This is a genomic window from Erythrobacter sp. CCH5-A1, assembly GCF_001557115.1.
Classification (GTDB): Bacteria; Pseudomonadota; Alphaproteobacteria; order Sphingomonadales; family Sphingomonadaceae; genus Erythrobacter.
Window position 1 is genome coordinate 1 of the sequence record NZ_LSKQ01000136.1, and the last position, 20342, is coordinate 20342.

Sequence of the window (20342 nt, forward strand, 5' to 3'; positions counted from 1 at the left end):
CCCATCCCCCAGCCCCTTCCCCCCGGGGAAGGGGGGCGCGTCAGCGCTCGTTGCGGGCGATGGCGATTTCCTCGGCGATGACCGCCAGAACGCCGTCCAGATTCTCGGACACCTCGTTGTTCCGGAAGCGGATCACGCGGTAGCCGTGGGCTTCGATGATGCGGGTACGGTTCGCGTCGGTGGGGCTGGGGTGAGCGGCAAGCTTCGCGGCCTTTCGCTCGTGCTCACCTTGCCGCTGGCAATAACGGCCTGCGGGCCGGTGTCGCATAGCGTGACGGTCGACCTGCCGAGCACCATCGATTTCTCGGACGGCTTCCAGCAATCGGATGCCGATGCGATCCTGCGCAAGTGCAATGCCAAGGACATCAAACTCATCGTCAAGCCGAACGGCGAGATCATCTTCGAGCCGAGCCCGAATGCCGACTACGAAGCCTCGGTCTGCGTGCTGGAATACATCAAGCAATCCGGCACGACGAAGTTCGGTTTTGTCGGAAATGAGAAGTACCGGGCGGAAGATGAATAGGCTCGCACTTCTCATTCTCGCACTGGCCGCGCCCGCGCTCGCCCAGAACCCCGCGCCTGTCGCCCAGTGGCCTGGCGCCGAGATCGCCGAGGGCGTCGCGTTTCAGGGCGATGGCTCGGTGACGCTCGAGGCCTCCTCCGAAACCGGCCTGCCCGTCCTCACCTTCTGGCGCCCCGTCCTGCATGATGAGGGCACCCGCTACCCCGTCGCGGGACGGATGGACTGCCGCATCGCCGCCTCCCAGGGCCCGTTCAGCGAGGAAGACTTCGATCCCGCCAAGCGCCACAAGGCGGTGGCCGCAGAGCGCAAGGAACAGGGCTTCATCGACGGCGAGCGCCTCGCCAGCGGCACCGAGACGGTGAAAAAGCTCGACGTCATCGGCCGCCGCAACGCGCCGCGCTCCTACTATGTGCTGAGCTACATCATGGCGCGCGACGGGGATCGCCTCATCGACATCCGCCGCAACTGCACCTTCGTTTTCGGCAGCGCCGCCTCCAAGCCCGACGTGCTGCCCTACGTGAACCGCTACACCAAGCTCATCTTCGCCTTTTCCGAGCAGGAATCCTGATGCCCAAAAGAACCGACATTTCCTCGATCCTCGTCATCGGCGCCGGCCCGATCATCATCGGCCAGGCCTGCGAGTTCGACTATTCCGGCACCCAGGCGATCAAGGCGCTGAAGGAGGAGGGCTACCGGGTCATCCTCGTCAACAGCAATCCGGCGACGATCATGACCGATCCGGAGTTTGCCGATGCCACCTATATCGAGCCGATCACGCCCGATATCGTCGCCAAGATCATCGCCAAGGAGCGGCCCGATGCGCTGCTGCCGACGATGGGCGGGCAGACCGCGCTGAACTGCGCGCTGAAGCTCGATGAGATGGGGGTGCTGGCCGAATACGGCGTCGAGATGATCGGCGCCAAGGCAGACGCCATCGACAAGGCCGAGAACCGCCAGCGGTTTCGCGAGGCGATGGACGCGATCGGGCTCGAATCCGCGCGCTCGGGCGTTGCCAACACGCTCGAACAGGCGCGCGCGGTGCTGGAACGCACCGGGCTGCCCGCGATCATCCGGCCTTCCTTTACCCTCGGCGGCACCGGGGGCGGGATCGCCTACAACAAGGCCGAATTCGACCAGATCGTGAAGGAAGGCCTCGACGCCTCGCCGACCACCGAAGTCCTGATCGAGGAATCGCTCCTCGGGTGGAAGGAGTTCGAGATGGAGGTGGTGCGCGATCGCAAGGACAACGCGATCATCATCTGCTCGATCGAGAACGTCGATCCGATGGGCGTGCACACCGGCGACAGCATCACCGTCGCCCCGGCGCTGACGCTGACCGACAAGGAATACCAGATCATGCGCTCGGCCAGCATCGCGGTGCTGCGCGAGATCGGGGTGGAGACAGGCGGCTCCAACGTCCAGTTCGCGGTCAACCCCAAGGACGGCCGCCTGATCGTGATCGAGATGAACCCGCGCGTCAGCCGCTCCTCGGCGCTGGCGTCGAAGGCAACCGGCTTCCCCATCGCCCGCGTCGCGGCCAAGCTCGCGGTCGGCTACACGCTCGATGAGCTCACCAACGAGATCACCGGCGCGACGCCCGCCAGCTTCGAACCCACCATCGATTACGTGGTGACCAAGATCCCGCGCTTTGCCTTCGAAAAGTTCAAGGGCGCGGCCACCGACCTCTCGACCGCGATGAAGAGCGTCGGCGAAGTCATGGCGATCGGCCGCAATTTCCAGGAGAGCGTGCAGAAGGCGCTGCGCGGGCTCGAGACGGGCCTTGATGGCTTCAACCGCTTCCCCGAGCTCGAAGGGCAGGCACGCGATGTCATCACCGCCGCACTGTCGCGCCGCACGCCGGACCGGCTGCTCAAGGTCGGGCAGGCGTTTCGCGAGGGGATGACGGTGGAGGAGGTGGCCGCGGTCACCTTCTACGACCCGTGGTTCCTGCGCCAGATCGAGGCCATAATTGCCGCAGAGAAGGATTTGCAGGCCAACGGGCTGCCGCGCGATGCGGCGAGCCTCAGGCGGTTGAAGGCGATGGGCTTTTCCGACAAGCGCCTTGCGACGCTGGCGGTTCGCTCTGTAGGCGTCGCCGGCGGGCTGGGCGAGACGCAGGCCAAGCGCTCGGGGCTGCTTCACGATGCGCTCGTCGCCATGGCGGGGGCGACCAGCGCGGAGGAAGTCCGGCAGCTGCGCCACAAGCTCGGCGTCTATCCGGTGTTCAAGCGGATCGACAGCTGCGCCGCCGAGTTCGAGGCGATCACGCCCTACATGTATTCGACCTACGAGGCTCCGAGCTTCGGCGCGCCCGAATGCGAGGCCGCGCCCTCTGATCGCAAGAAGATCGTCATCCTCGGCGGCGGCCCCAACCGCATCGGGCAAGGGATCGAGTTCGACTATTGCTGCGTCCACGCGTGCTTCGCGCTCGCGGAGCAGGGCTTCGAGACGATCATGGTCAACTGCAATCCCGAGACAGTCTCGACCGATTACGACACGTCCGACCGGCTCTATTTCGAGCCGCTGACCGACGAGGACGTGCTCGAGATCCTGCGGGTCGAGCAATCGAAGGGTGAATTGCTGGGCGTGATCGTCCAGTTCGGCGGGCAGACCCCGCTGAAGCTGGCACAGGCGCTGGAGGATGCGGGCATCCCGATCCTCGGCACCTCGCCCGATGCGATCGACCTTGCCGAGGACCGCGAGCGCTTTGCCAAGCTGGTCAGCAAGCTGAAGCTCAAGCAGCCAGACAACGGCATCGCCCGCAGCCGCGACGAGGCCGCCGCGGTTGCCGCGCGGATCGGCTACCCGGTGCTGCTGCGCCCCTCCTACGTGCTCGGGGGCCGTGCGATGGAGATCGTCGACAGCGAAGCCCAGCTCGACAGCTACATTGCCACCGCGGTCAACGTCAGTGGGGACAGCCCGGTGCTGATCGACCAGTATCTGCGCGACGCGATCGAATGCGATGTCGACGCGCTGTGCGACGGCACCGAGGTGCGGATCGCGGGCGTGATGCAGCATATCGAGGAGGCGGGCGTCCACTCGGGCGACAGTGCTTGCACCCTGCCGCCCTATTCGCTGCCCCCCGAGATCATCGCGGAGATGGAGCGCCAGGCCGAGGCACTGGCCTTTGCGCTGGGCGTCAAGGGGCTGATGAACATCCAGTTCGCGGTGAAGGACGGGGTGGTCTACCTCATCGAGGTCAACCCGCGCGCCAGTCGCACCGTGCCTTTTGTGGCGAAGGCCATCGGGCAGCCGGTCGCCAAGATCGCCGCGCGCGTCATGGCGGGCGAGCCGCTCGCCAATTTCGAGCCGTTCAAGCGCGACTTGCCCTACATGGCGGTCAAGGAAGCGGTGTTCCCCTTCGCGCGCTTCCCCGGCGCGGACCCGGTGCTCAGCCCTGAAATGAAGTCGACCGGCGAGGTCATGGGGATCGATACGACCTTCGAGGCCGCCTTCCTCAAGTCGCAGCTCGGCGCGGGGATGATCCCGCCGCAGTCCGGCACCGTGTTCGTCTCGGTCAAGAACACCGACAAGGCAGTGATCGTCCCGGGTGTGCGGCGCCTCATCGAACACGGCTTCCGCGTGATCGCGACCGGGGGTACGCAGACCTATCTCGCCGAACAGGGCCTCGCGGTCGAGCGGGTCAACAAGGTGGCCGAGGGCCAGCCGCATATCGTCGACAAGATCATCGACGGCGATATCGCGCTGATCTTCAATACGACCGAGGGCTGGCAATCGCTGATGGACAGTAAATCGATCCGTCAGGCAGCGCTCGCGGGCAAGGTGCCCTACTATACGACTGCGGCCGCATCCGTGGCGGCAGCGGCGGCGATTTCGGCGATCCGGCCGGACCAGCTTGAAGTCCGCAGCTTGCAGGACTATTATGGCAGCTGACTGACACCTCCCCCGACAAACGAGAGTGCCTGACGTCGAGCCAGCTGGACGGCGTTGATAGCTTTCTTTTCTCTCGGGGCGGGATCACAAGAAAAACATATGGAAAGACGATAAGCTATGGCGACGATGGAAAAGGTCCCGATGCTGGCCGAGGGTTACGAGCGGCTCACCGCCGACCTCAAGGTCCTGCGCGAGGAACGCCCGAAGATCGTCGAGGCGATAGAGGAAGCCCGCGCCCACGGCGACCTTTCGGAAAACGCCGAATACCATGCCGCCAAGGAACGCCAGGGCCAGGTCGAGGCCCAGATCGCCGAGCTCGAGGACAAGGTCAGCCGCGCGCAGATCATAGATCCGACCACGCTGTCAGGCGACAAGATCATCTTCGGCGCGACCGTCACCCTGCTTGACGAGAACGACAAGCCCATTCGCTACCAGATCGTCGGCCAGACCGAGGCGGACGCCAACAAGGGGCGCATCAGCTACAACTCGCCGCTTGCCCGCGCGCTGATCGGCAAGCAGGTGGGTGACGAGATCGAGGTGACGGTGCCCTCGGGCGAGAAGTTCTACCTCGTCGACAAGATCGAGTTCATCTGACGCATCGCAAGGGGGGCGCGACATGGCGGTGGTTCCGGTCAGGCCGATAGCCGAGAGGAAGGTCGCGGCGCACTTCATCAGCGCGGGCGCGGTCAGCATGGCCGATGCGATCCCCTATGCTCCCGCCCGTCCGAGCCGCCAGCGCGCCTTCGAGCGGCTGAAGGGCCTCGATATCCTCAAGACCGACGGGCAGGGCAAGTGGTGGCTCGACGAGGAGCTGTGGCAGGGCCGCCGCTCGAACCGCCGGACGCGCGCGGTGCTGGCGCTGATCGCGGTCGGCGCGGCTGCGGCGGCGGCCGCTCTGCGGTAAGGCAGCGCCTCAGGCGAGGCGCTTTTCCATCGCGTAATTGTGGATCGCCACCTCGCGCCCTTCGTGAGGTATCGTGAAGTTGCGCCGCTCGATCAGATGGTAGCCCGCGCGTTCGAAGACCGGGCGGGCTAGCTCGCTCGCCTCGGTGAACAGGCGGGTCAGATCGCGCGCCCGCGCGGCCAGTTCGGCTTCGGCCAGCAGCCGCCGTCCAAGCCCGCGACCGCCGTGATCGGGGTGGCAGTAGAGCATGTCGAGATGCCCGTCCGCCTCGAGCACGAAATAGGCGACCGGGCTGTCCGCGTGATCGACCGCAACCCGGACGAAATCGCCCGGGAAAGCCCCCGCTATTCGCTCCGACCGCGCCACCCGTACCGACCACGCCTCGACCTGCTCGGGCGTATAGGCAGCCCGCGCCGTCTCGCGGATCGCGGCGAGCGTGATCGCGGTCAGCGCGGCGCCGTCTTCGGGCCGGGCAGGGCGGGTGGCATAATCCATGCGGCGCCCCCGCTTGCGCGGCTCAATCCTCGGGGGTGAGCAGCTTGTGGATGTGGACGACGACGTACTTCATCTCCGCATCGTCGACCGTGCGCTGCGCCTGCGCGCGCCATGCGTCGACCGCGGCGTCATAGGAGCTGTAGACGCCGACGACGTGGATGCTTTCCGGGTCCTGGAACTCGAGCCCGCGCGGGTCCTTGACGCGGCCGCCCATCACGAGGTGGAGCCGCTGGGTGGGGGTGGTTTCTGCTGCCATGTCTGTTGCGCCCTTGGGGAGGAAGGATGCGCGCCCCTTAGCGCGTGATGCGCCAAGGGCAAGCCTCCTCCCGCACGGGCGGCGAGTCAGCCCTTGGTCTGGCGCCGGATATCGCGCACCACATCGAGCGCGGCATCGCGGGTCTTGCGCGCGAGCGTACGGGTGCTGTCCGCCGCCGCGCCGGCCGCCCCCGAAGCGTTGGCCGAAAGCTTCTTCGCTTGGGCACCGGCCGCCTCGCCAAGGTCTTCGGCGCGCTCCTTGCCCTCGCGCGCGGTGTCGAGCAGATCGTCGATCACGGTCATGGCATAGGCCACCGCCGCTTCGCCGATCATCTGGCCGAGCCGCGATCCGCCGCGCGCGGTGATGCTCTTGACGCCCGACGTCGCGCTCGAAGCCGCGCCCGAAATCGCATCGCCGGCCGAATGCAGCGCGCGGCCCGCGACCCGGCGGCCGGGGCGGGTGAGGAGGCCGATCACGAGCCCGAAGGCGACTGCGCCGCCGATCACCGTCAGCGGATTGGCGCGGGTGTAGTCGATCGCCGCATCGGCAGCGGCGCGGGCCTGATCGGCAAGGTTCTTCTCGGCATTGCGGCGCTCGGCCGCCTCGATGCGGGCGCGCAGCGCGTCGCGTTGATCATTCGCGGGGGTGTCGGTCATTCAGTCTCTCCTGCGGATGCCGCCGCGGGGTCGGCGGGTGCATCCGTGATGGTGTCGTCGTCTTCGTCGTAATCGCTTTCGAGCAGTTCCTCGATCCAGTCGAGGATCGGCCCGCGCGCGATGAACAGCACGATCGCCGCGATGATCCCGGCAATCAGCCCCTTGCGCGACCCCGCCTGCGCACGCGCCTCGGCCAGCACGTCGCGCGCGCCGGTGCGGATACGCTCGGAGATGGTCGAGGTCACGCCCGAGGATACGCGGCTCGCGATGCCCTGCTCGGCAAGGCTGGCGCGCAGCCGGTCGATATCCTCGGTCAGCACCGCGCGGGCAGTGTCACGCAGCGCGCGGTCCTCGAGGAAGCGGGAGGGCAGGCGGATCACGATGCGTCTCCGGAGCCGAACATCGCCGCCAGCAGCTTGCCGTCCTTGAGGGCGCTCATTACCAGCACCGCCACCCCGATCAGCATCACGCCGACGACGATGGCGATCGCCCCCCAGATCGTCACCAGCGGCGCGAGCGCGATCACCGCGCCCACCGCCAGCGCGATCAGCGCGATGTGGAGCAGCACCAGCGCGAGCACCAGCATGCCGAGCGCCCGCGCGCCATGCTTGCCCGCAAGCGCGGCGCGGGTCTTCTGGAAGGCGATCTCGGCTTCGGCGTAGTTGCGCGCGTCTTCGACCAGCGCGGTCACATCGTCGCGCAGGGCCGACAATGTCGTGTCGGGCGCCTCGGGCGCGTCCGGGGCCGGTTCGGCCGGAGCGCCATCCTGCGGCCGCGCGAGGCCGGGATCGATATCAGCCATCGCTGCGTCTCCCCGCAGGCGGCCTCAGCGCTTCCGGCCGCCCAGCAGCCGTGCGAGGAAGAAGCCGAACACGGCAGCAACGCCCACCGCGACGCCGGGACTGCGGCGCACCATCTCGCGCGCGTCCTCGCCGAGCTCTTCGACGCTCTTCGATTCGAGCTTGGCCGAGGTTTCCTGAAGGCTGCGCGAGGCCTTGCGGGCGTAATCGCCATATTGTTCGCCCAGTTTCTCGTCGATCTGCGCGGCGGTATCCCCCACCACCTTGCCGAGCGAGGCGATGGCGTCGCTCGCGACCTGCTTGCCCTCGACCGCGAGCTCGCCGGCCTTGGTCTTCGCATCGGCGAGGAGATCATCGCTCCTGCCCTTGGCCTGGTCGCCGGCTGCAGTAAGACGGTTCCCGGCCTCGGCTCGCAGCGCAGCGGCACCGGCCTTGGCTTCCTCGAGCGCGGCATTGAAGCGGCTCTTGGCCTCGATCACCTGGGTGGAGGCGGGAGCGGCGTCAGCCGGGGCGGCATCGGGTGCCTTGGCGGTCGCTGCGGTCTTGCGCGGGGCGGCCTTGGTCGGGCCTTCGGACTTGGCGGCAGCGCCCTTGGCGGACTTGGCGGGGGTCTTCTTTGCCGGGGCGGCGTCGGTCGGGTTGGTGTCAGCCATCGAAGGTCTCCATCTCAAATCGGGTGATCCGCAGGCTCTCGTTCAGCCGCTTGCGCAAGGCCTGCCTCACGCATAGGGACGTCACGCGAGCGGCCGTCAACAGGACGCATCAAGCCAGAATCATTCCTTGCCCAATACCATAGGGGCCGAGTGTCTTAACACCCTAAACCACATTACAGCCGGAGCCAAACATGACCGCGATCATCGACATCCACGGGCGCGAAATCCTCGACAGCCGCGGCAATCCGACCGTGGAGGTCGACGTGCTGCTGGAGGACGGCAGCTTCGGCCGCGCCGCCGTGCCCTCGGGCGCGTCGACCGGTGCCCATGAAGCGGTGGAACTGCGCGACGGTGACGCATCGCGCTATCTCGGCAAGGGCGTGCTGAAGGCGGTCGATGCGGTCAACAGCGAGATCCGCGACCTCTTGATCGCCAATTTCGATGCCGAGGACCAGCGCGATATCGACCTCTCGCTGATCGCATTGGACGACACGCCCAACAAGGGCCGGCTCGGCGCCAACGCGATCCTCGGCACCTCGCTGGCGGTGGCGAAGGCTGCGGCGAACGCGCGCGGCCTGCCGCTCTATTCCTACCTCGGCGGCGTGTCGGCGCACATGCTCCCGGTGCCGATGATGAACATCATCAACGGCGGCGAGCATGCCGACAATCCGATCGACATCCAGGAATTCATGATCATGCCGGTCGGCGCGGATTCGATCGCCGAGGCGGTGCGCTGGGGGGCGGAGGTGTTCCACACCCTGAAGAAGGGGCTGCACCAGAAGGGCCTCGCCACGTCGGTGGGCGACGAAGGCGGTTTCGCGCCCGATCTTGCCAGCACCCGCGCGGCGCTCGATTTCATCATGGAGAGCGTCAGCAAGGCCGGCTTCACGCCGGGCGAGGACATCGTGCTGGCCCTCGACTGCGCGGCGACCGAGTTCTTCCGCGACGGCAAGTACGAGATCAGCGGCGAGGGCCTCAGCCTGACCCCGCAGGAAATGGCCGATTACCTCGGCAAGCTTTGCGCCGATTACCCGATCCGCTCGATCGAGGACGGCATGAGCGAGGACGATTTCGAGGGCTGGGCCGCGCTCACGCAGCTGCTGGGCGAGAAGGTGCAACTGGTGGGCGACGACCTCTTCGTCACCAACCCGGCGCGCCTCAGTGACGGGATCGCCCGAGGCCTTGCCAATTCGCTGCTGGTCAAGGTCAACCAGATCGGCACACTGACCGAGACACTGGCGGCGGTCGATATGGCACACCGCGCGCGCTACACCTGCGTGATGAGCCACCGTTCGGGCGAGACCGAGGATGCGACCATCGCCGACCTCGCGGTCGCGACCAATTGCGGGCAGATCAAGACCGGCTCGCTCGCCCGTTCGGACCGGCTTGCCAAGTACAACCAGCTGATCCGCATCGAGGAAGAGCTGGGCGACAGCGCCGCTTATGCGGGCCGCGCCTGCTTCGGCGCGCGCGGTTAATCGACCGCGTCGAAAAACTTGTCCATCGCCGCCAGCCCCGAAGGCGTCAGCCTGACGAGCACGCGGCGGTGGTCTTCCGCGTCGTTCTCGCGCAGGATCAGGCCTTCGTCGGCCAGCACGCCGAGCCAGCGCAGGCCGGTGGTTGCCGGCGCGGCCGAGCCGATACAGGCGCTCGATACCGAGACGTTCTTGCCCTCGCCGGCGGCGATGTAGAGATCGAGCAGGATGTCCCACGCGGGCTCCCCGAACAGATCGGGATTGCCGAATAGGCTCGCGCGCTTGCGGCGCAGGGCATAGGCCTTGCGGGCGAGCGCCAGACGGCTGCGCGCCGGACGGGCGGGACGGGCAGAGCCCCCGGCACCGGCAGCTGCGCCTTCACCCTGATCGAGCCGGCCACCGGCTTCCGCCGCTTCGCGCAGCCGCGCGGCGATACCCATCAATTCGTCGGCGAGCGGGTGGAACAGCAGTGCGGCGTCGCCGTGGCTGACGCCCTCTGCAGTGCTCGCGAAAATCTGGCCGGTGTCGTGCGTCATATTGCCCATCGATCCGCCTTCAGGAGTTCGGGGCTTTCGCCCCCATGCCATTGCCTACTGAACCCGATGTAAGAACATCCGATCTGGTTGGCTTTACGGGCGAATACGCAGTTCGCTTTTTTACTTGCGAAAAACAGTGGGCTGCGGTGTTTATGGACGCAGCTGATCGCGTCGCAATTGGGTAATGGCAGCGTCAAGATAGGCAGCGGCGATATGCGCGCCGATCTGGTCAAGCACGGCAAGCTCACGTTCGAGCCCAGCCAGAACGGCGGGCACACGGGCATCGCCCGGCGCAGTCGGTGTGATATTTTCCACAGTCAGATCCCAAGCTGGCGCGAACCCTTCTCCGCCGGCCCGCACAATTCCTGCGTCGCCGCGGAGACGGGGGGATTATCATGTTAATGCCCGATGCAAATCTACAGAGGGAAATTACGTAGCAGGGGCCGCGCGCCGAAATGGGACGCGCAGGCGCGCAATCGTCAACCGAAGCGGTCCCGCAGTTCCAGCAGCGCAAGCGCCGCCTTGGCCGCCTCGCCGCCCTTGTCCTTCTGCGCGGGGTCGGCGCGGACCAGCGCCTGGGCCTCGTTCTCGACCGTGAGGATGCCGTTGCCGATCGCGATTCCGTCCATCGTCAACGCCATGATCGCGCGCGCGCTTTCGCCCGCGACGATCTCGAAATGGTAGGTCTCGCCGCGGATCACCACGCCGATGGCGACGAAGGCGTCATAGCGGTCGGCCTCGGCCGCGAGCGCGATCGCGCCCGGGATCTCGAGCGCGCCGGGGACGGTCAGCACCTCGACCTTGTGCCCCTTGGCTTCGAGCGCCGCGCGCGCGCCGGCGATCAGCATGTCGTTGAGGTGTGCGTAGAAGCGCGCTTCGACGATGAGAATGTCGGCCATGGGTGTTACTCCGGAATCGGGTGGAAGTCGGTGATGGTCAGGCCATAGCCTTCGAGCGCGACAAGGTCAGGACGGCTATTGGACAGCAACACCATCTCGGTAACGCCGAGGTCGGCGAGGATCTGCGAGCCGATTCCGATATTGCGCTGCTCCTCGCCCTGTTGCCAGTCGCCCGCGCCGACGCGCCCGGTGAGGATCACGATCACGCCCGAGCCATGCGCGCCCACCGCCTGCATCGCGCGCTGGAGCGTGCGCTTGCGCGGTCCGGGCTGGCCCAGCACGTCGTCGAACACCGAGATGGGGTGAACGCGGGCGAGAGTCGGCTCGCCGGGGATGACGTGGCCCTTCTGGAGAACATAGGCTTCCGAGCCCGCCACGCGGTCGCGATAGGTGATCATCCGCCACTGGCCGCCATAATCCGAGGTGAAGGCGCGCTCGGAAAGGCGCTCGACCAGATGATCGTTGCGCATCCGGTAGGCGATGAGGTCGCGGATCGTGCCGATCTTCATGTCGTGCCGCCGCGCGAAGGTGATGAGATCGTCGAGCCGGGCCATGGTCCCGTCCTCGTTCATGATCTCGCAGATCACGCCCGAGGGGTTGAGGCCCGCAAGGCGCGAGATGTCGACCGCCGCTTCGGTGTGCCCGGCGCGCACCAGCGTGCCGCCGTCGCGCGCCATCAGCGGGAAGACGTGCCCAGGAGTTACGAGATCGTCCGCGCCCTTGGCCGCATCGATCGCGACCGAGATGGTGCGCGCCCGGTCCGCTGCCGAAATGCCGGTGGTGACGCCTTCCTTCGCCTCGATCGAGATGGTGAAGGCGGTCTGCATCGATTCCTTGTTGTTGCGGCTCATGGGCGTGAGGCCGAGGTGGTCGACGCGGTCCTTGGTGAGCGCGAGGCAGATCAGCCCGCGGCCGTGGGTGGCCATGAAGTTGATCGCCTGCGGGGTGGCCATCTGCGCGGGGATGATGAGATCGCCCTCGTTCTCGCGATCCTCGTCGTCGACGAGAATGTACATGCGTCCATTGCGCGCCTCGTCGATGATCTCATCTATTGTGGCAAGAACGGGGCGCTGATCGTTGGAATCGAGGAAAAATTCCAGCTTTTGCAGCGTCTCAGCCGTGGGATTCCAGTCGGGCTCGCCAGCGTCGCGCAGGGTGTTGGCATGGAGACCGGCGGCGCGGGCGAGCCCGGCGCGGGTCATCTTTCCGCTCTCGACGATGTCCCGGACGCGTGTGATGATGGATGTGCTCATGCGTGTCATGTAGCACATTGAGATGTGATCGCAAGAGATATGCGATGTGATCGTGGGGCCTGCTACGCCCTTTGCCATCGCGGTCGAAGTCTTCGAAGCTTCAACCTCGGACGATGTCGAGATATCTGCATTATATTCTTGATTATTCGCAAATTTGTTGCCGACATTCTCCGCAAGCCCATGCAGGCGGACCGTCGCGGCGAGCCCGCCCTTGACCTTGTTATCGACCACCTGCAGCACCTCGTCGAGCGAGCGTGCCACACCATCTTTGTCATGGAAAATCGCGCGATTGGACTTTGCCTGACGCGGGAACAAGGTTGCCGCGCTGGTCCCAGGGGCGCTACGCCAGACGGTCAGGAACCGCGTCGCGCCGCCCGAACCGAGGAAGTGCGCGAGGTAGAGCTCGGTCGCGTTGGGGGCGCGGCCCAGCACGCGGGAGAGCGTCGCGGCATTGTCGCGCGCGTCGGCGGCGGCCAGTACCGCGGCGGCGGCCGGGTCGCTGCGCAGCGCCAGCACTGCCGCGCGCGTGGGGCGGGCAGCAAGGCCGAAGCGCGCGCCGTTGCGCCGGTAGCTGGCGATCCACGTGCTCTCGATGAACTGGAACAGCCCGCGCGCGCTCGAGCCCTGCGCCCGCGCGTCGGGGTCAAGGCCGGATTCGAGGTGAGCCTGGGCGAGCAGAAAGGCGAAATCGACGCCCGTGCGCTGCGATGCCTCGCGAATGGCGCCGACGACTTCGGCGCTCGGGGGCGGGCGTCCCGTCTTGCGCGCGGGCGGAGCCGGAGCCCAGCCTGCCAGCTCGGCCCGGACCGCGCCCTGGACCCCGCGCGCCCGCCAATCATGCGCATGTGCGGGCGCTCCCCCTTGGCTGAGGAACGCGAGCACAAAGGCGCTGAAGAGGACGACAAGCCGGACCACGCGCGCGGACTTACAGGGGGCAGGCTAATCGCCCCTCTCGCGAGGTGGTTACCGGCGGGTTGCAGCGCGCAGGACACGGCCTTCAAGACCGCGTCGCCGCGCGTCAATGTCTGCGCTGGAAAAGGATGGTGGACGCACTAGGGCTCGAACCTAGGACCCGCTGATTAAGAGCGGAGCTTTGTGCCCTTTTCGTTCCTTTCCAATACTACGCCAAACTACGCTCAAGGGCTTGAAACGGTTGGAATAAATCCGCCGTGGATTACCCTTCGCTACGCCATCGTAATCCCGACATCTGATTACGTGGCGATTACGTGGACGAGCGTCAGATCATGCCGAATCAATCAATCACACTGCGAACAATCCAGTCGGTCACACCGGACCCGCACCGCGACATTTACGTGTGGGACCCCCGGCTAAAGGGTTTCGGACTTCGCGTCACGCCAAGAGGAGCACAATCGTTTGTGTTCCAGTATCGGGTCGACGGCGGGCCTGCCCGACGCAAAACGATCGGGCCCGTTGGTAGTCCATGGACGCCGGCCACGGCGCGCAAGGAAGCCGAGCGATTGCTGGTCCAGGTCTATCAGGGGATCGATCCGGTCGAAGCCAAACGCGAAGCCAAGCGGAAGAAGGAGACGCTGAACTTTCGGACCTACAGCGAAAGGTTCGTTGAGCTCTATCTCAAGCCGAACTGGCGGGGGACGTGGGGCTCGGCGCAATGCACGATCAACAACGTGTTTATTCCACGCTGGGGGAACCGACCCGTCCACGAGATCACCCGCGCCGATATCGTGAAGGTGCTGGACGAGTATTCTGATCGCCCTGCGCGACGCAAGGAGATCCACTCGCTCCTGCGCAAGTTCTTCAACTGGGCGACCGACCGGCAGGATATCGATGTCTCGCCGCTGGCCGGGATGAAGGCTCCGAAGGCCGTTCCATCGCGGCGCAGGGTGCTCAGTGACGAGGAGATTGTCGCCTTGTGGAGGGCGACCGAGAATTCCGGATGGCCGTGGGGGCCGTTCGTCCGGATGCTGATCCTGACGATGCAACGGCGTCAGGAAGTTGCAGAGATGGACTGGTCCGAAATCGACATCGATGCGCGTAGATGGACCTTGCCGGCCGATCGGGCGAAGAATGATCAGGAACATGTCATACCGCTGACAAGCCTCGCTTTGGCAGAGCTGCAGCTGCTTGGCCCGAAGCGCAAGGGCCTCGTATTCACGACCACTGGCACGACCCCCGTCTCGGGATTCTTCAAGGGAAGGGCGGCTCTCCACAAGGACATGATCGCGCACCTGAAGGCGAAGCAGATCGAGGACGGAGGAGACCCCGACCAGGTAGACGTTCCGAACTGGCGACTACACGATATCCGCAGAACCGGCGCAACCCATCTCCAGTCGCTGAGAGTCCCCGTCGAGGTGACAGAAAGCGTGCTCAACCATATCAGCGGAACAAGGGCAGGGGTCGCGGGGATCTACAACCGCTACAAATATGACGATGAGAAGCGCACCGCTCTCGATGCTTGGGACGCGAAGCTGCGGTCCATCCTGTCGACATAGGCCAATGAGACGCATGGTCTGATTCCAGACCATGGCTAGCTGCGCCTCTCGGCCCGCGTCGAACGCAGCGGAGCAGCACGGCAGTGAAACAAAAGGGGCACCGCAGATACCGTTGACATTTGTCAACAGATAGGCGATAAGGAGGTCGGTTGAATGGCTAGGCCACGCCATCCGAACAAGGAGATTGAAGCTGCTGTTGCCCATGCGGAAACACTGGGCTGGCGGGTCGTTCCGATCAGTGGCCACGCCTGGGGGCGGCTCTACTGCGCTTGGGCTGACCGGGACGGTTGCATGGTCTCGGTGTGGAGCACGCCGCGTAATGCGGAGAACCATGCCAAGGCTATACGACGGGATGTGTCGCGGTGCCCGCACGGGCAAGCGGAGTGAGTGAGATGAAGACGCATGAGTTCACGATTGTCGCCTCCGGCCTCGATCCCGAGGCGGACGGCTACGAAGACCGCTTCTTCGAGGCCGGTTGCGACGACGCGACGCTTTCGTTCCAGAAGGGCGTGATCATCGCCGAGTTCGCCCGTCAAGCTGTGTCATTTTCCAAAGCTGTCACAACCGCTTATAAGGATATACTCAAAACGGGTGCCAAGATCGAACGGGTCGAGCCGGATTATCTGGTGAACCTCAGTGACATTGCCGAGCGCTCAGGTCTCACCCGTCAGGCGATCTCGCTCTATACCAAGGCGGAACGTGGCTCAGGCTTCCCCAATCCGGTTGCACGCGTCACCTCCAACAGTCCTCTCTGGGATTGGCTGGAAGTCACCGAGTGGCTCCACGCCCAGGCAAAAATCGACCGCGAAGCGGTGGTAGAGGCGCGGATTGTCAAAGAGGCCAATCGCTTTCTCGAGTTGCATGACGAGCAGTCTGATAACTTCACGCGGCGACTGGAATTGCACGAGGATGCGGGACCCTAGGCGTATACAGGTCTGACGCCCATGCACCAATCCGATGGTAACGCACCACCCTATTGCTCAGATGGAGCATTTGCCGTATCTTTCCTCACCGGCTGATTAGATCGCCTATCAATAGCTTGAATTCGGGCAAATACATCGACATTCTAACAGCCATGAACAGGATCGACAAGTTGATTAATCAAAAGCAAGCATTAGTTTGTGCAGTCGACCGCGATGGCTTCGCCACTTCTACGCTGCGTTGCTGCTCATCCTTCGCTCTTTGGGCGAACAGCCGAAGCGCTCTGAAAACGCACGGGTGAAGGCGGCAGCCGAGCGATAGCCAACGCGATTGGCAACCGTTTTTATCGGGACATTGCTTTCCGCGAGTAGGTTGAGCGCACGCTGAAGCCTCCAGTCCACTATATAGGCCATCGGGCCACTGCCAACCAGCTCGCGAAAGCGCTCGGCGAAGCGGCTGCGCGACATTCCCACGGCCGCCGCTAGGCTTTCGACAGTCCATCCATGGGCGACATCACCGTGAATAAGGCTGAGTGCTTTGCCGATCTGAGGATCGTAGACAGCGGACATCAAACGGCTGATTTCGGGCGCCTGCGCGATGCCGGCGTGTATCGCCTCGATGAACAGCGCCTCGGACAGGCGGCTGACGCTGGCTGTGGCTCCCGGTTCGCCCTCAAACATGCGGCGCACAAGCAGGCGCAGAACGTCGTCAAGCATGGGCCGTGATGCACGGTCCGCTGCGGTAACATGCAACAAGTCCGGTATCGAACGCAGCAACGGGTGGTCTGCACCATCGGCAAAGGAGAAATGGCCGCATACCATTTGGCAGGATTCGCCGGCTTCGCCGCTCCCGACGATGAACGGCCCCGAGCCCGTGAAGCCTGCTTGCTGTATGACATCGCCAAGCGGTTGCCCTTCAACGGTTTCGCTGCTCGACAGCAAATGGCCAGCGCCGCCGGGAACAAGGGCAAGATCGCCAGCTCGCAACTTTGTGCGCGTCCCATCGGCGAGGGTGACGTAGCACGTCCCTTGTACCACCAGGTGAAAGCGCGCTGCACGCCTGTAGCTAGGGACGGCGATACTAAACGCCGGGTAAAAATCGGTGCGAAAGTAAATTGCGGCTTTCAGTGCTACTGTGTCGAGCACGTCGCTGAGTACATCGGTCATGCTGGTTGCATAGCACCGGCGTCCGCTAAATCCACAAGACTATTCGTGAAACGTTGCAGGTCATCCCAATGAATTGACCAGAAATCGTAAAATGGCGCCACGGCATTGCGTTACCTCCCACCGAAGCGCAACCAAGCATCGACGGAACTGCTAACCCTTCGCCAGGAACCGCCCCGGAGATTTGTAGTGGAGACCATTCCCCAGACTGATGCCGCGTCTGCGCCGTCGAAAACCCAAGACCTGCTGTATGCGGTGAAGAAGCAGATGGGCGGCTTGCCAAAAATTTTTGCCACCATGGCGCAATCACCGGCCGGGCGCAGTGGTTGTCCTGGAGTTGCCGGGGCACTCGCCGCAGGAAGCCTGTCAAATGTGAACCGCAAGCAGATTGCGCTCGCTGTCGCCGGTGCCAATGCGTGCGATTATTGCGCTTCGGTGCATACGGGACGCGGCAAGGGAGCAGGTCTTTCGTCCGACGAAATGGCCAGGAATTTGATTGGCAGATCGTCATATCCCAAGACCGCCGCTCTGTCGGGCGTCGCATGCGAAGTCGTTCGCCTACGTGGCCAGACAACGGCAGCTCAACTCGCAACGCTCACCACGCCGGTTCCGATCATGAGGCCGGTGTCGAGACTGTCGCGAACATCACACTCAGCATTTTCACGAACTACTTCAACCATATCGCGGGGACCGAAAATGATCTCCCGCTGATGCGTTCGCGGAGCGCCTTGTTTGTTTAGGCGACCCGAACGGGCCGGTTCGCCGCCCCCAGCGAACCGGCCCAACTCGGTCTTCAATCACATTCAATCCGAAGGAAAAGCCAATGACCAATCCAATAGAAGCTGCCGAAAGCGCATCAAACGCGCTCACCGCTCAGGGCAGAATCCTTGAGTCGATCGACCAGTACTATGCCGACAATTGCGTATTCATCGAACCCGATGGCGCAAGCCGCACTTCGAAGGCTGCAGAGCGCGCACATCTTGAAGGCTTTTTCGCGAGCCTGAAGAGCTTCGAAAGCGCGACGTTGCACGGCCAGGCCGTCGGGGACAATTTCTCGGCGAGCGAATGGACGTTCAAGATGACGGCCGGTGATGGCAGCCCGATCATCTGGCACGAAACGCTCGTGCGCACCTGGCGGGACGGCAAGATCGTCTCAGAAAAATACTACACCCAGGCCTGATCTCGGGCGACCCGATTGGCTCCGTTTCGACTTGAATCCCGGCGCACAGCGCGCGGGTAATTTACTACTCCAACAGAGGGAAATCTCATGTCCAATGAAAATGAAGTTGCCATCCAGTCCCGCCGTGCCCTGTTCCGTTCAGCTGGAATTGCCGCGGCTGGGTTTGGGCTCGCCACCCTTAACGCACCGTTGCTGGCCGCGCCACGCAAGATAGCGCGCCGCGGCGATACCGTCAGCTCAGATGTCGGCGTGATGCAGGGTGCTCTTGCACTTGAACATGAAGGTATCGCTGCGTATCGCATTGCCGGCGGAAGCGGGCTGCTCAGCAAAGGCGTGCTCGACGTTGCGTTGGTTTTCCTCGGCCATCACGAGGGGCACCGCGATTCACTTGCCAAGCTGATCGCGACGGCTGGTGCAAAGCCTGTCGAACCCAAGACCGATGCCGAGTATATTTCGGCACTTAACATCGGCGCGCTCAAGTCAGAAGGCGATGTCATTAAGTTTGCTGCCGGCCTCGAACAGGGCGCGACGAACGCCTATGTCGGCCAGATCGCTGCGTTGCAGGACCACAAGCTGGCACATCTCTTCGCGCAACTTAGCACAGACGAAGCGGTTCACTGGGCCATTCTCAACAACGCGGCGGGCGGCGCGATGCCCAAATCTGCGTATCTGTTCGGCTGATATGGCAAGTCGCAAACGCATCGAGGCCGGGGTCGCGGTTTGCGCGATCCTGGCCGGGGCCGGACTGGTGTTTGCCCCCACCGCCGCGCCGGCGCAAGCGGTGGGCAATCTCGCAAATGGCCAGGCGCTTTATCGAGCAAAATGTGGCGGATGCCATTCCATCGAGGCAAACCGTATCGGCCCGGCGCACCGCGGTCTCATTGGACGTCGGATCGCAACGGCACCAGGCTATGCTTATTCTCCGGCACTCAAGAAATTGACCGGCGTTTGGACGCCGGCGCGGATCGATTTATGGCTGCAGGGACCCCAAAAAATGGCGCCAGGCTCGAAAATGTTTTCGACTGTCTCCGACGCCGCGCAACGGCGCGACATTATTGCTTATCTTGCCGCAAACTCGTCCGTGGACCGGAGGTAGCGGGACGCCTGTTATGAGATCGTCAGACTGCTTGCTGGAAGACATTCGAGCGTGCACCCTGTGCGCTGAGCATCTGCCAGCCGGACCGCGCCCGATCGTTCAGTTCAGCGCAACCTCAACAATTGTCATCATCGGTCAGGCGCCCGGCGCGCGGGTCCATGAGAGCGGCACTGCCTGGGATGACGCAAGCGGCGAGCGGCTGCGCGAGTGGACGGGGCTGACGCCCGATATTTTTTACGATCCGGCGCAGGTCGCACTTGTGCCGATGGGCTTTTGCTATCCCGGCACCGGGAGCAGTGGCGATTTGCCGCCGCGCCTCGAATGTGCACCAATGTGGCATGATCGCGTCATGGCCGTGCTTCCACCCGCGCGATTGACGCTGCTCGTTGGAAGCTATGCACACCAGCGCTACTTGGTCGAGGACAAAAAACAATCGCTGACTGAACGTGTTGGTAAATTTCACGAGTACCTGCCGCACTACTTTCCGCTTCCGCATCCATCCTGGCGTAGTATGGGCTGGATGAAACGCAACCCATGGTTCGAGCACAATGTTCTGCCAATGTTGCGCGATGCAATTGGAATGCGAATAGGCACTGCCCCACACGAGTAGGCTTGTCAGTGTTTTAGGCGACCGCCAGGCCATTGGTAGGCGCTTGGATCCCCTCGTGGGGCAATTTGGCGAACGAGGGCTTCTCGGTTCGGTGCTGGGCTACCCATGCGGAAGGGCTGGGCTGGCGGGTCGTTCCAATTAGTGGCGATGACTGGGATCGGTGTTATTGGCGCTGGGTTGACCAAGACGGCTGCATCATTCCGGTGTGTCGGCGGTGATAGCAGGCGATCAAACAGGTTTGCTGTCGGGCGACGGGTTCATTTCCAGCAGGGTGCCGCGTCCGCGAGGCTATCGAACAGGTCATACCAATGCAGTCGTGTCTACCGTCCATAGTTGCCGTGGCTTTCAAAGTGAGGCGACCGCCAATGGGCAAGTGACAAGCGGTCGGAAAAGGGCGCATTTAATGTGGTGGAGGGGTCTCCACTTTGCGGGATCTTCTGCGAATAAGTCAGACAGGAAGGTGACGATGGAGCAGGTACCGGCTGTTGAGTTGGATTTGGCAAGGGACTGTAAGGAATTTTGTGCTTGGCCGTTATTTGTTAGGCCAATGGGAAGCG

The 20342-nt window shown here is 64.1% G+C and carries 24 protein-coding genes and 1 pseudogene; 12 read left to right on the forward strand and 13 right to left on the reverse strand.

All coding sequences use genetic code 11. From position 1 onward, the window contains the following. Window positions 1–40: 40 nt before the first annotated feature. A complete protein-coding gene (locus tag AX708_RS21350; RefSeq protein ID WP_369815605.1) occupies window positions 41–538 on the reverse strand; it encodes a DUF559 domain-containing protein in 498 nt (165 codons plus the stop codon). Here AX708_RS21350 and AX708_RS07160 point away from each other — a divergent pair. The 4 genes from AX708_RS07160 (at window position 516) to AX708_RS07175 (ending at window position 5321) form a co-directional block, all read left to right on the forward strand. Then, a complete protein-coding gene (locus tag AX708_RS07160; RefSeq protein ID WP_066528223.1) occupies window positions 516–1091 on the forward strand; it encodes a carbamoyl-phosphate synthase large subunit in 576 nt (191 codons plus the stop codon). The genes AX708_RS21350 and AX708_RS07160 overlap by 23 nt on opposite strands. Then, on the forward strand, window positions 1091–4417 hold the full coding sequence (gene carB / locus AX708_RS07165; RefSeq protein ID WP_066528226.1) for a carbamoyl-phosphate synthase large subunit: 3327 nt from the start codon (window positions 1091–1093) through the stop codon (window positions 4415–4417). The genes AX708_RS07160 and carB overlap by 1 nt, the downstream gene beginning before the upstream one ends. Before the next feature lie 117 nt (window positions 4418–4534). Then, window positions 4535–5011 carry a transcription elongation factor GreA gene (greA, locus tag AX708_RS07170; RefSeq protein ID WP_066528229.1) on the forward strand — a complete coding sequence of 159 codons (477 nt, stop codon included), beginning with the start codon at window positions 4535–4537 and terminating at the stop codon, window positions 5009–5011. 22 nt (window positions 5012–5033) lie between these two features. Then, a complete protein-coding gene (locus AX708_RS07175; RefSeq protein WP_066528232.1) occupies window positions 5034–5321 on the forward strand; it encodes a hypothetical protein in 288 nt (95 codons plus the stop codon). A 9-nt stretch (window positions 5322–5330) separates the two neighbouring features. Here the strand turns inward: AX708_RS07175 and AX708_RS07180 are convergent, their stop codons facing one another. From AX708_RS07180 to AX708_RS07205, 6 genes are all read right to left on the reverse strand, one after another. Beyond that, complete coding sequence (locus AX708_RS07180; protein ID WP_066528233.1) at window positions 5331–5816, reverse strand: GNAT family N-acetyltransferase; 486 nt, start codon at window positions 5814–5816, stop codon at window positions 5331–5333. A gap of 22 nt (window positions 5817–5838) precedes the next feature. Next, entirely contained in the window at window positions 5839–6072 is a 234-nt protein-coding gene (locus AX708_RS07185) for a DUF4170 domain-containing protein (protein WP_066528235.1), read from the reverse strand. Window positions 6073–6158: 86 nt separating this feature from the next. Then, entirely contained in the window at window positions 6159–6728 is a 570-nt protein-coding gene (locus AX708_RS07190; protein WP_066528238.1) for a hypothetical protein, read from the reverse strand. Beyond that, a complete protein-coding gene (locus tag AX708_RS07195; RefSeq protein ID WP_066528240.1) occupies window positions 6725–7108 on the reverse strand; it encodes a hypothetical protein in 384 nt (127 codons plus the stop codon). The genes AX708_RS07190 and AX708_RS07195 overlap by 4 nt, the downstream gene beginning before the upstream one ends. Beyond that, window positions 7105–7530 (reverse strand): phage holin family protein, encoded by a 426-nt coding sequence (locus AX708_RS07200; RefSeq protein ID WP_066528245.1) that lies wholly within the window; start codon window positions 7528–7530, stop codon window positions 7105–7107. Before AX708_RS07200 ends, AX708_RS07195 begins: the two co-directional genes overlap by 4 nt. Before the next feature lie 24 nt (window positions 7531–7554). Then, window positions 7555–8181 carry a hypothetical protein gene (locus tag AX708_RS07205; protein WP_066528247.1) on the reverse strand — a complete coding sequence of 209 codons (627 nt, stop codon included), beginning with the start codon at window positions 8179–8181 and terminating at the stop codon, window positions 7555–7557. 191 nt (window positions 8182–8372) lie between these two features. On the opposite strand from AX708_RS07205, the gene eno reads away from it, so the two are divergent. Next, window positions 8373–9659, forward strand: coding sequence for a phosphopyruvate hydratase (gene eno / locus AX708_RS07210; protein ID WP_066528248.1), 1287 nt, complete (start codon window positions 8373–8375; stop codon window positions 9657–9659). Here eno and AX708_RS07215 read toward each other — a convergent pair. The 5 genes and pseudogenes from AX708_RS07215 to AX708_RS21085 form a co-directional block, all read right to left on the reverse strand. Continuing rightward, window positions 9656–10201: a hypothetical protein gene (locus AX708_RS07215; protein ID WP_066528250.1), complete on the reverse strand. Its 546-nt coding sequence runs from the start codon at window positions 10199–10201 to the stop codon at window positions 9656–9658. The genes eno and AX708_RS07215 overlap by 4 nt on opposite strands. Window positions 10202–10342: 141 nt before the next feature. Next, window positions 10343–10507: a hypothetical protein gene (locus tag AX708_RS20345; RefSeq protein WP_156443345.1), complete on the reverse strand. Its 165-nt coding sequence runs from the start codon at window positions 10505–10507 to the stop codon at window positions 10343–10345. A 164-nt stretch (window positions 10508–10671) separates the two neighbouring features. Further along, window positions 10672–11091: a 6,7-dimethyl-8-ribityllumazine synthase gene (gene ribH / locus AX708_RS07220; RefSeq protein WP_066528254.1), complete on the reverse strand. Its 420-nt coding sequence runs from the start codon at window positions 11089–11091 to the stop codon at window positions 10672–10674. Window positions 11092–11096: 5 nt separating this feature from the next. After that, window positions 11097–12344: a 3,4-dihydroxy-2-butanone-4-phosphate synthase gene (ribB, locus tag AX708_RS21080; protein ID WP_066528299.1), complete on the reverse strand. Its 1248-nt coding sequence runs from the start codon at window positions 12342–12344 to the stop codon at window positions 11097–11099. A 615-nt stretch (window positions 12345–12959) separates the two neighbouring features. After that, window positions 12960–13259 (reverse strand): annotated as a pseudogene (locus tag AX708_RS21085) (hypothetical protein); the annotation flags it as partial. Between the two features lie 311 nt (window positions 13260–13570). Between AX708_RS21085 and AX708_RS07230 the strand changes: the two are divergent. Together AX708_RS07230 and AX708_RS07235 are read left to right on the forward strand one after the other, a co-directional pair. Further along, window positions 13571–14815: a site-specific integrase gene (locus AX708_RS07230; RefSeq protein WP_082731127.1), complete on the forward strand. Its 1245-nt coding sequence runs from the start codon at window positions 13571–13573 to the stop codon at window positions 14813–14815. A gap of 392 nt (window positions 14816–15207) precedes the next feature. Continuing rightward, window positions 15208–15738 (forward strand): AlpA family transcriptional regulator, encoded by a 531-nt coding sequence (locus AX708_RS07235; protein WP_066528256.1) that lies wholly within the window; start codon window positions 15208–15210, stop codon window positions 15736–15738. 228 nt (window positions 15739–15966) lie between these two features. On the opposite strand, the gene AX708_RS07240 is transcribed toward AX708_RS07235, so the two are convergent. Then, the gene (locus tag AX708_RS07240) at window positions 15967–16902 is read right to left on the reverse strand and encodes an AraC family transcriptional regulator (protein WP_066528263.1); all 936 of its coding nucleotides are present in this window, start codon (window positions 16900–16902) and stop codon (window positions 15967–15969) included. Window positions 16903–17088: 186 nt separating this feature from the next. Between AX708_RS07240 and AX708_RS19815 the strand changes: the two genes are divergently transcribed. From AX708_RS19815 to AX708_RS19825, 5 genes are all read left to right on the forward strand, one after another. Further along, a complete protein-coding gene (locus AX708_RS19815; RefSeq protein WP_082731126.1) occupies window positions 17089–17610 on the forward strand; it encodes a carboxymuconolactone decarboxylase family protein in 522 nt (173 codons plus the stop codon). 112 nt (window positions 17611–17722) lie between these two features. Then, on the forward strand, window positions 17723–18079 hold the full coding sequence (locus AX708_RS07245; protein WP_066528266.1) for a nuclear transport factor 2 family protein: 357 nt from the start codon (window positions 17723–17725) through the stop codon (window positions 18077–18079). 87 nt (window positions 18080–18166) lie between these two features. Further along, entirely contained in the window at window positions 18167–18760 is a 594-nt protein-coding gene (locus tag AX708_RS07250; protein WP_072378602.1) for a ferritin-like domain-containing protein, read from the forward strand. Window position 18761: 1 nt separating this feature from the next. Continuing rightward, window positions 18762–19175, forward strand: a complete 414-nt coding sequence (locus AX708_RS19820) for a cytochrome c family protein (protein WP_066649002.1) — start codon at window positions 18762–18764, stop codon at window positions 19173–19175. A 31-nt stretch (window positions 19176–19206) separates the two neighbouring features. After that, a complete protein-coding gene (locus AX708_RS19825; protein ID WP_318254616.1) occupies window positions 19207–19785 on the forward strand; it encodes a uracil-DNA glycosylase family protein in 579 nt (192 codons plus the stop codon). Window positions 19786–20342: the final 557 nt, after the last annotated feature.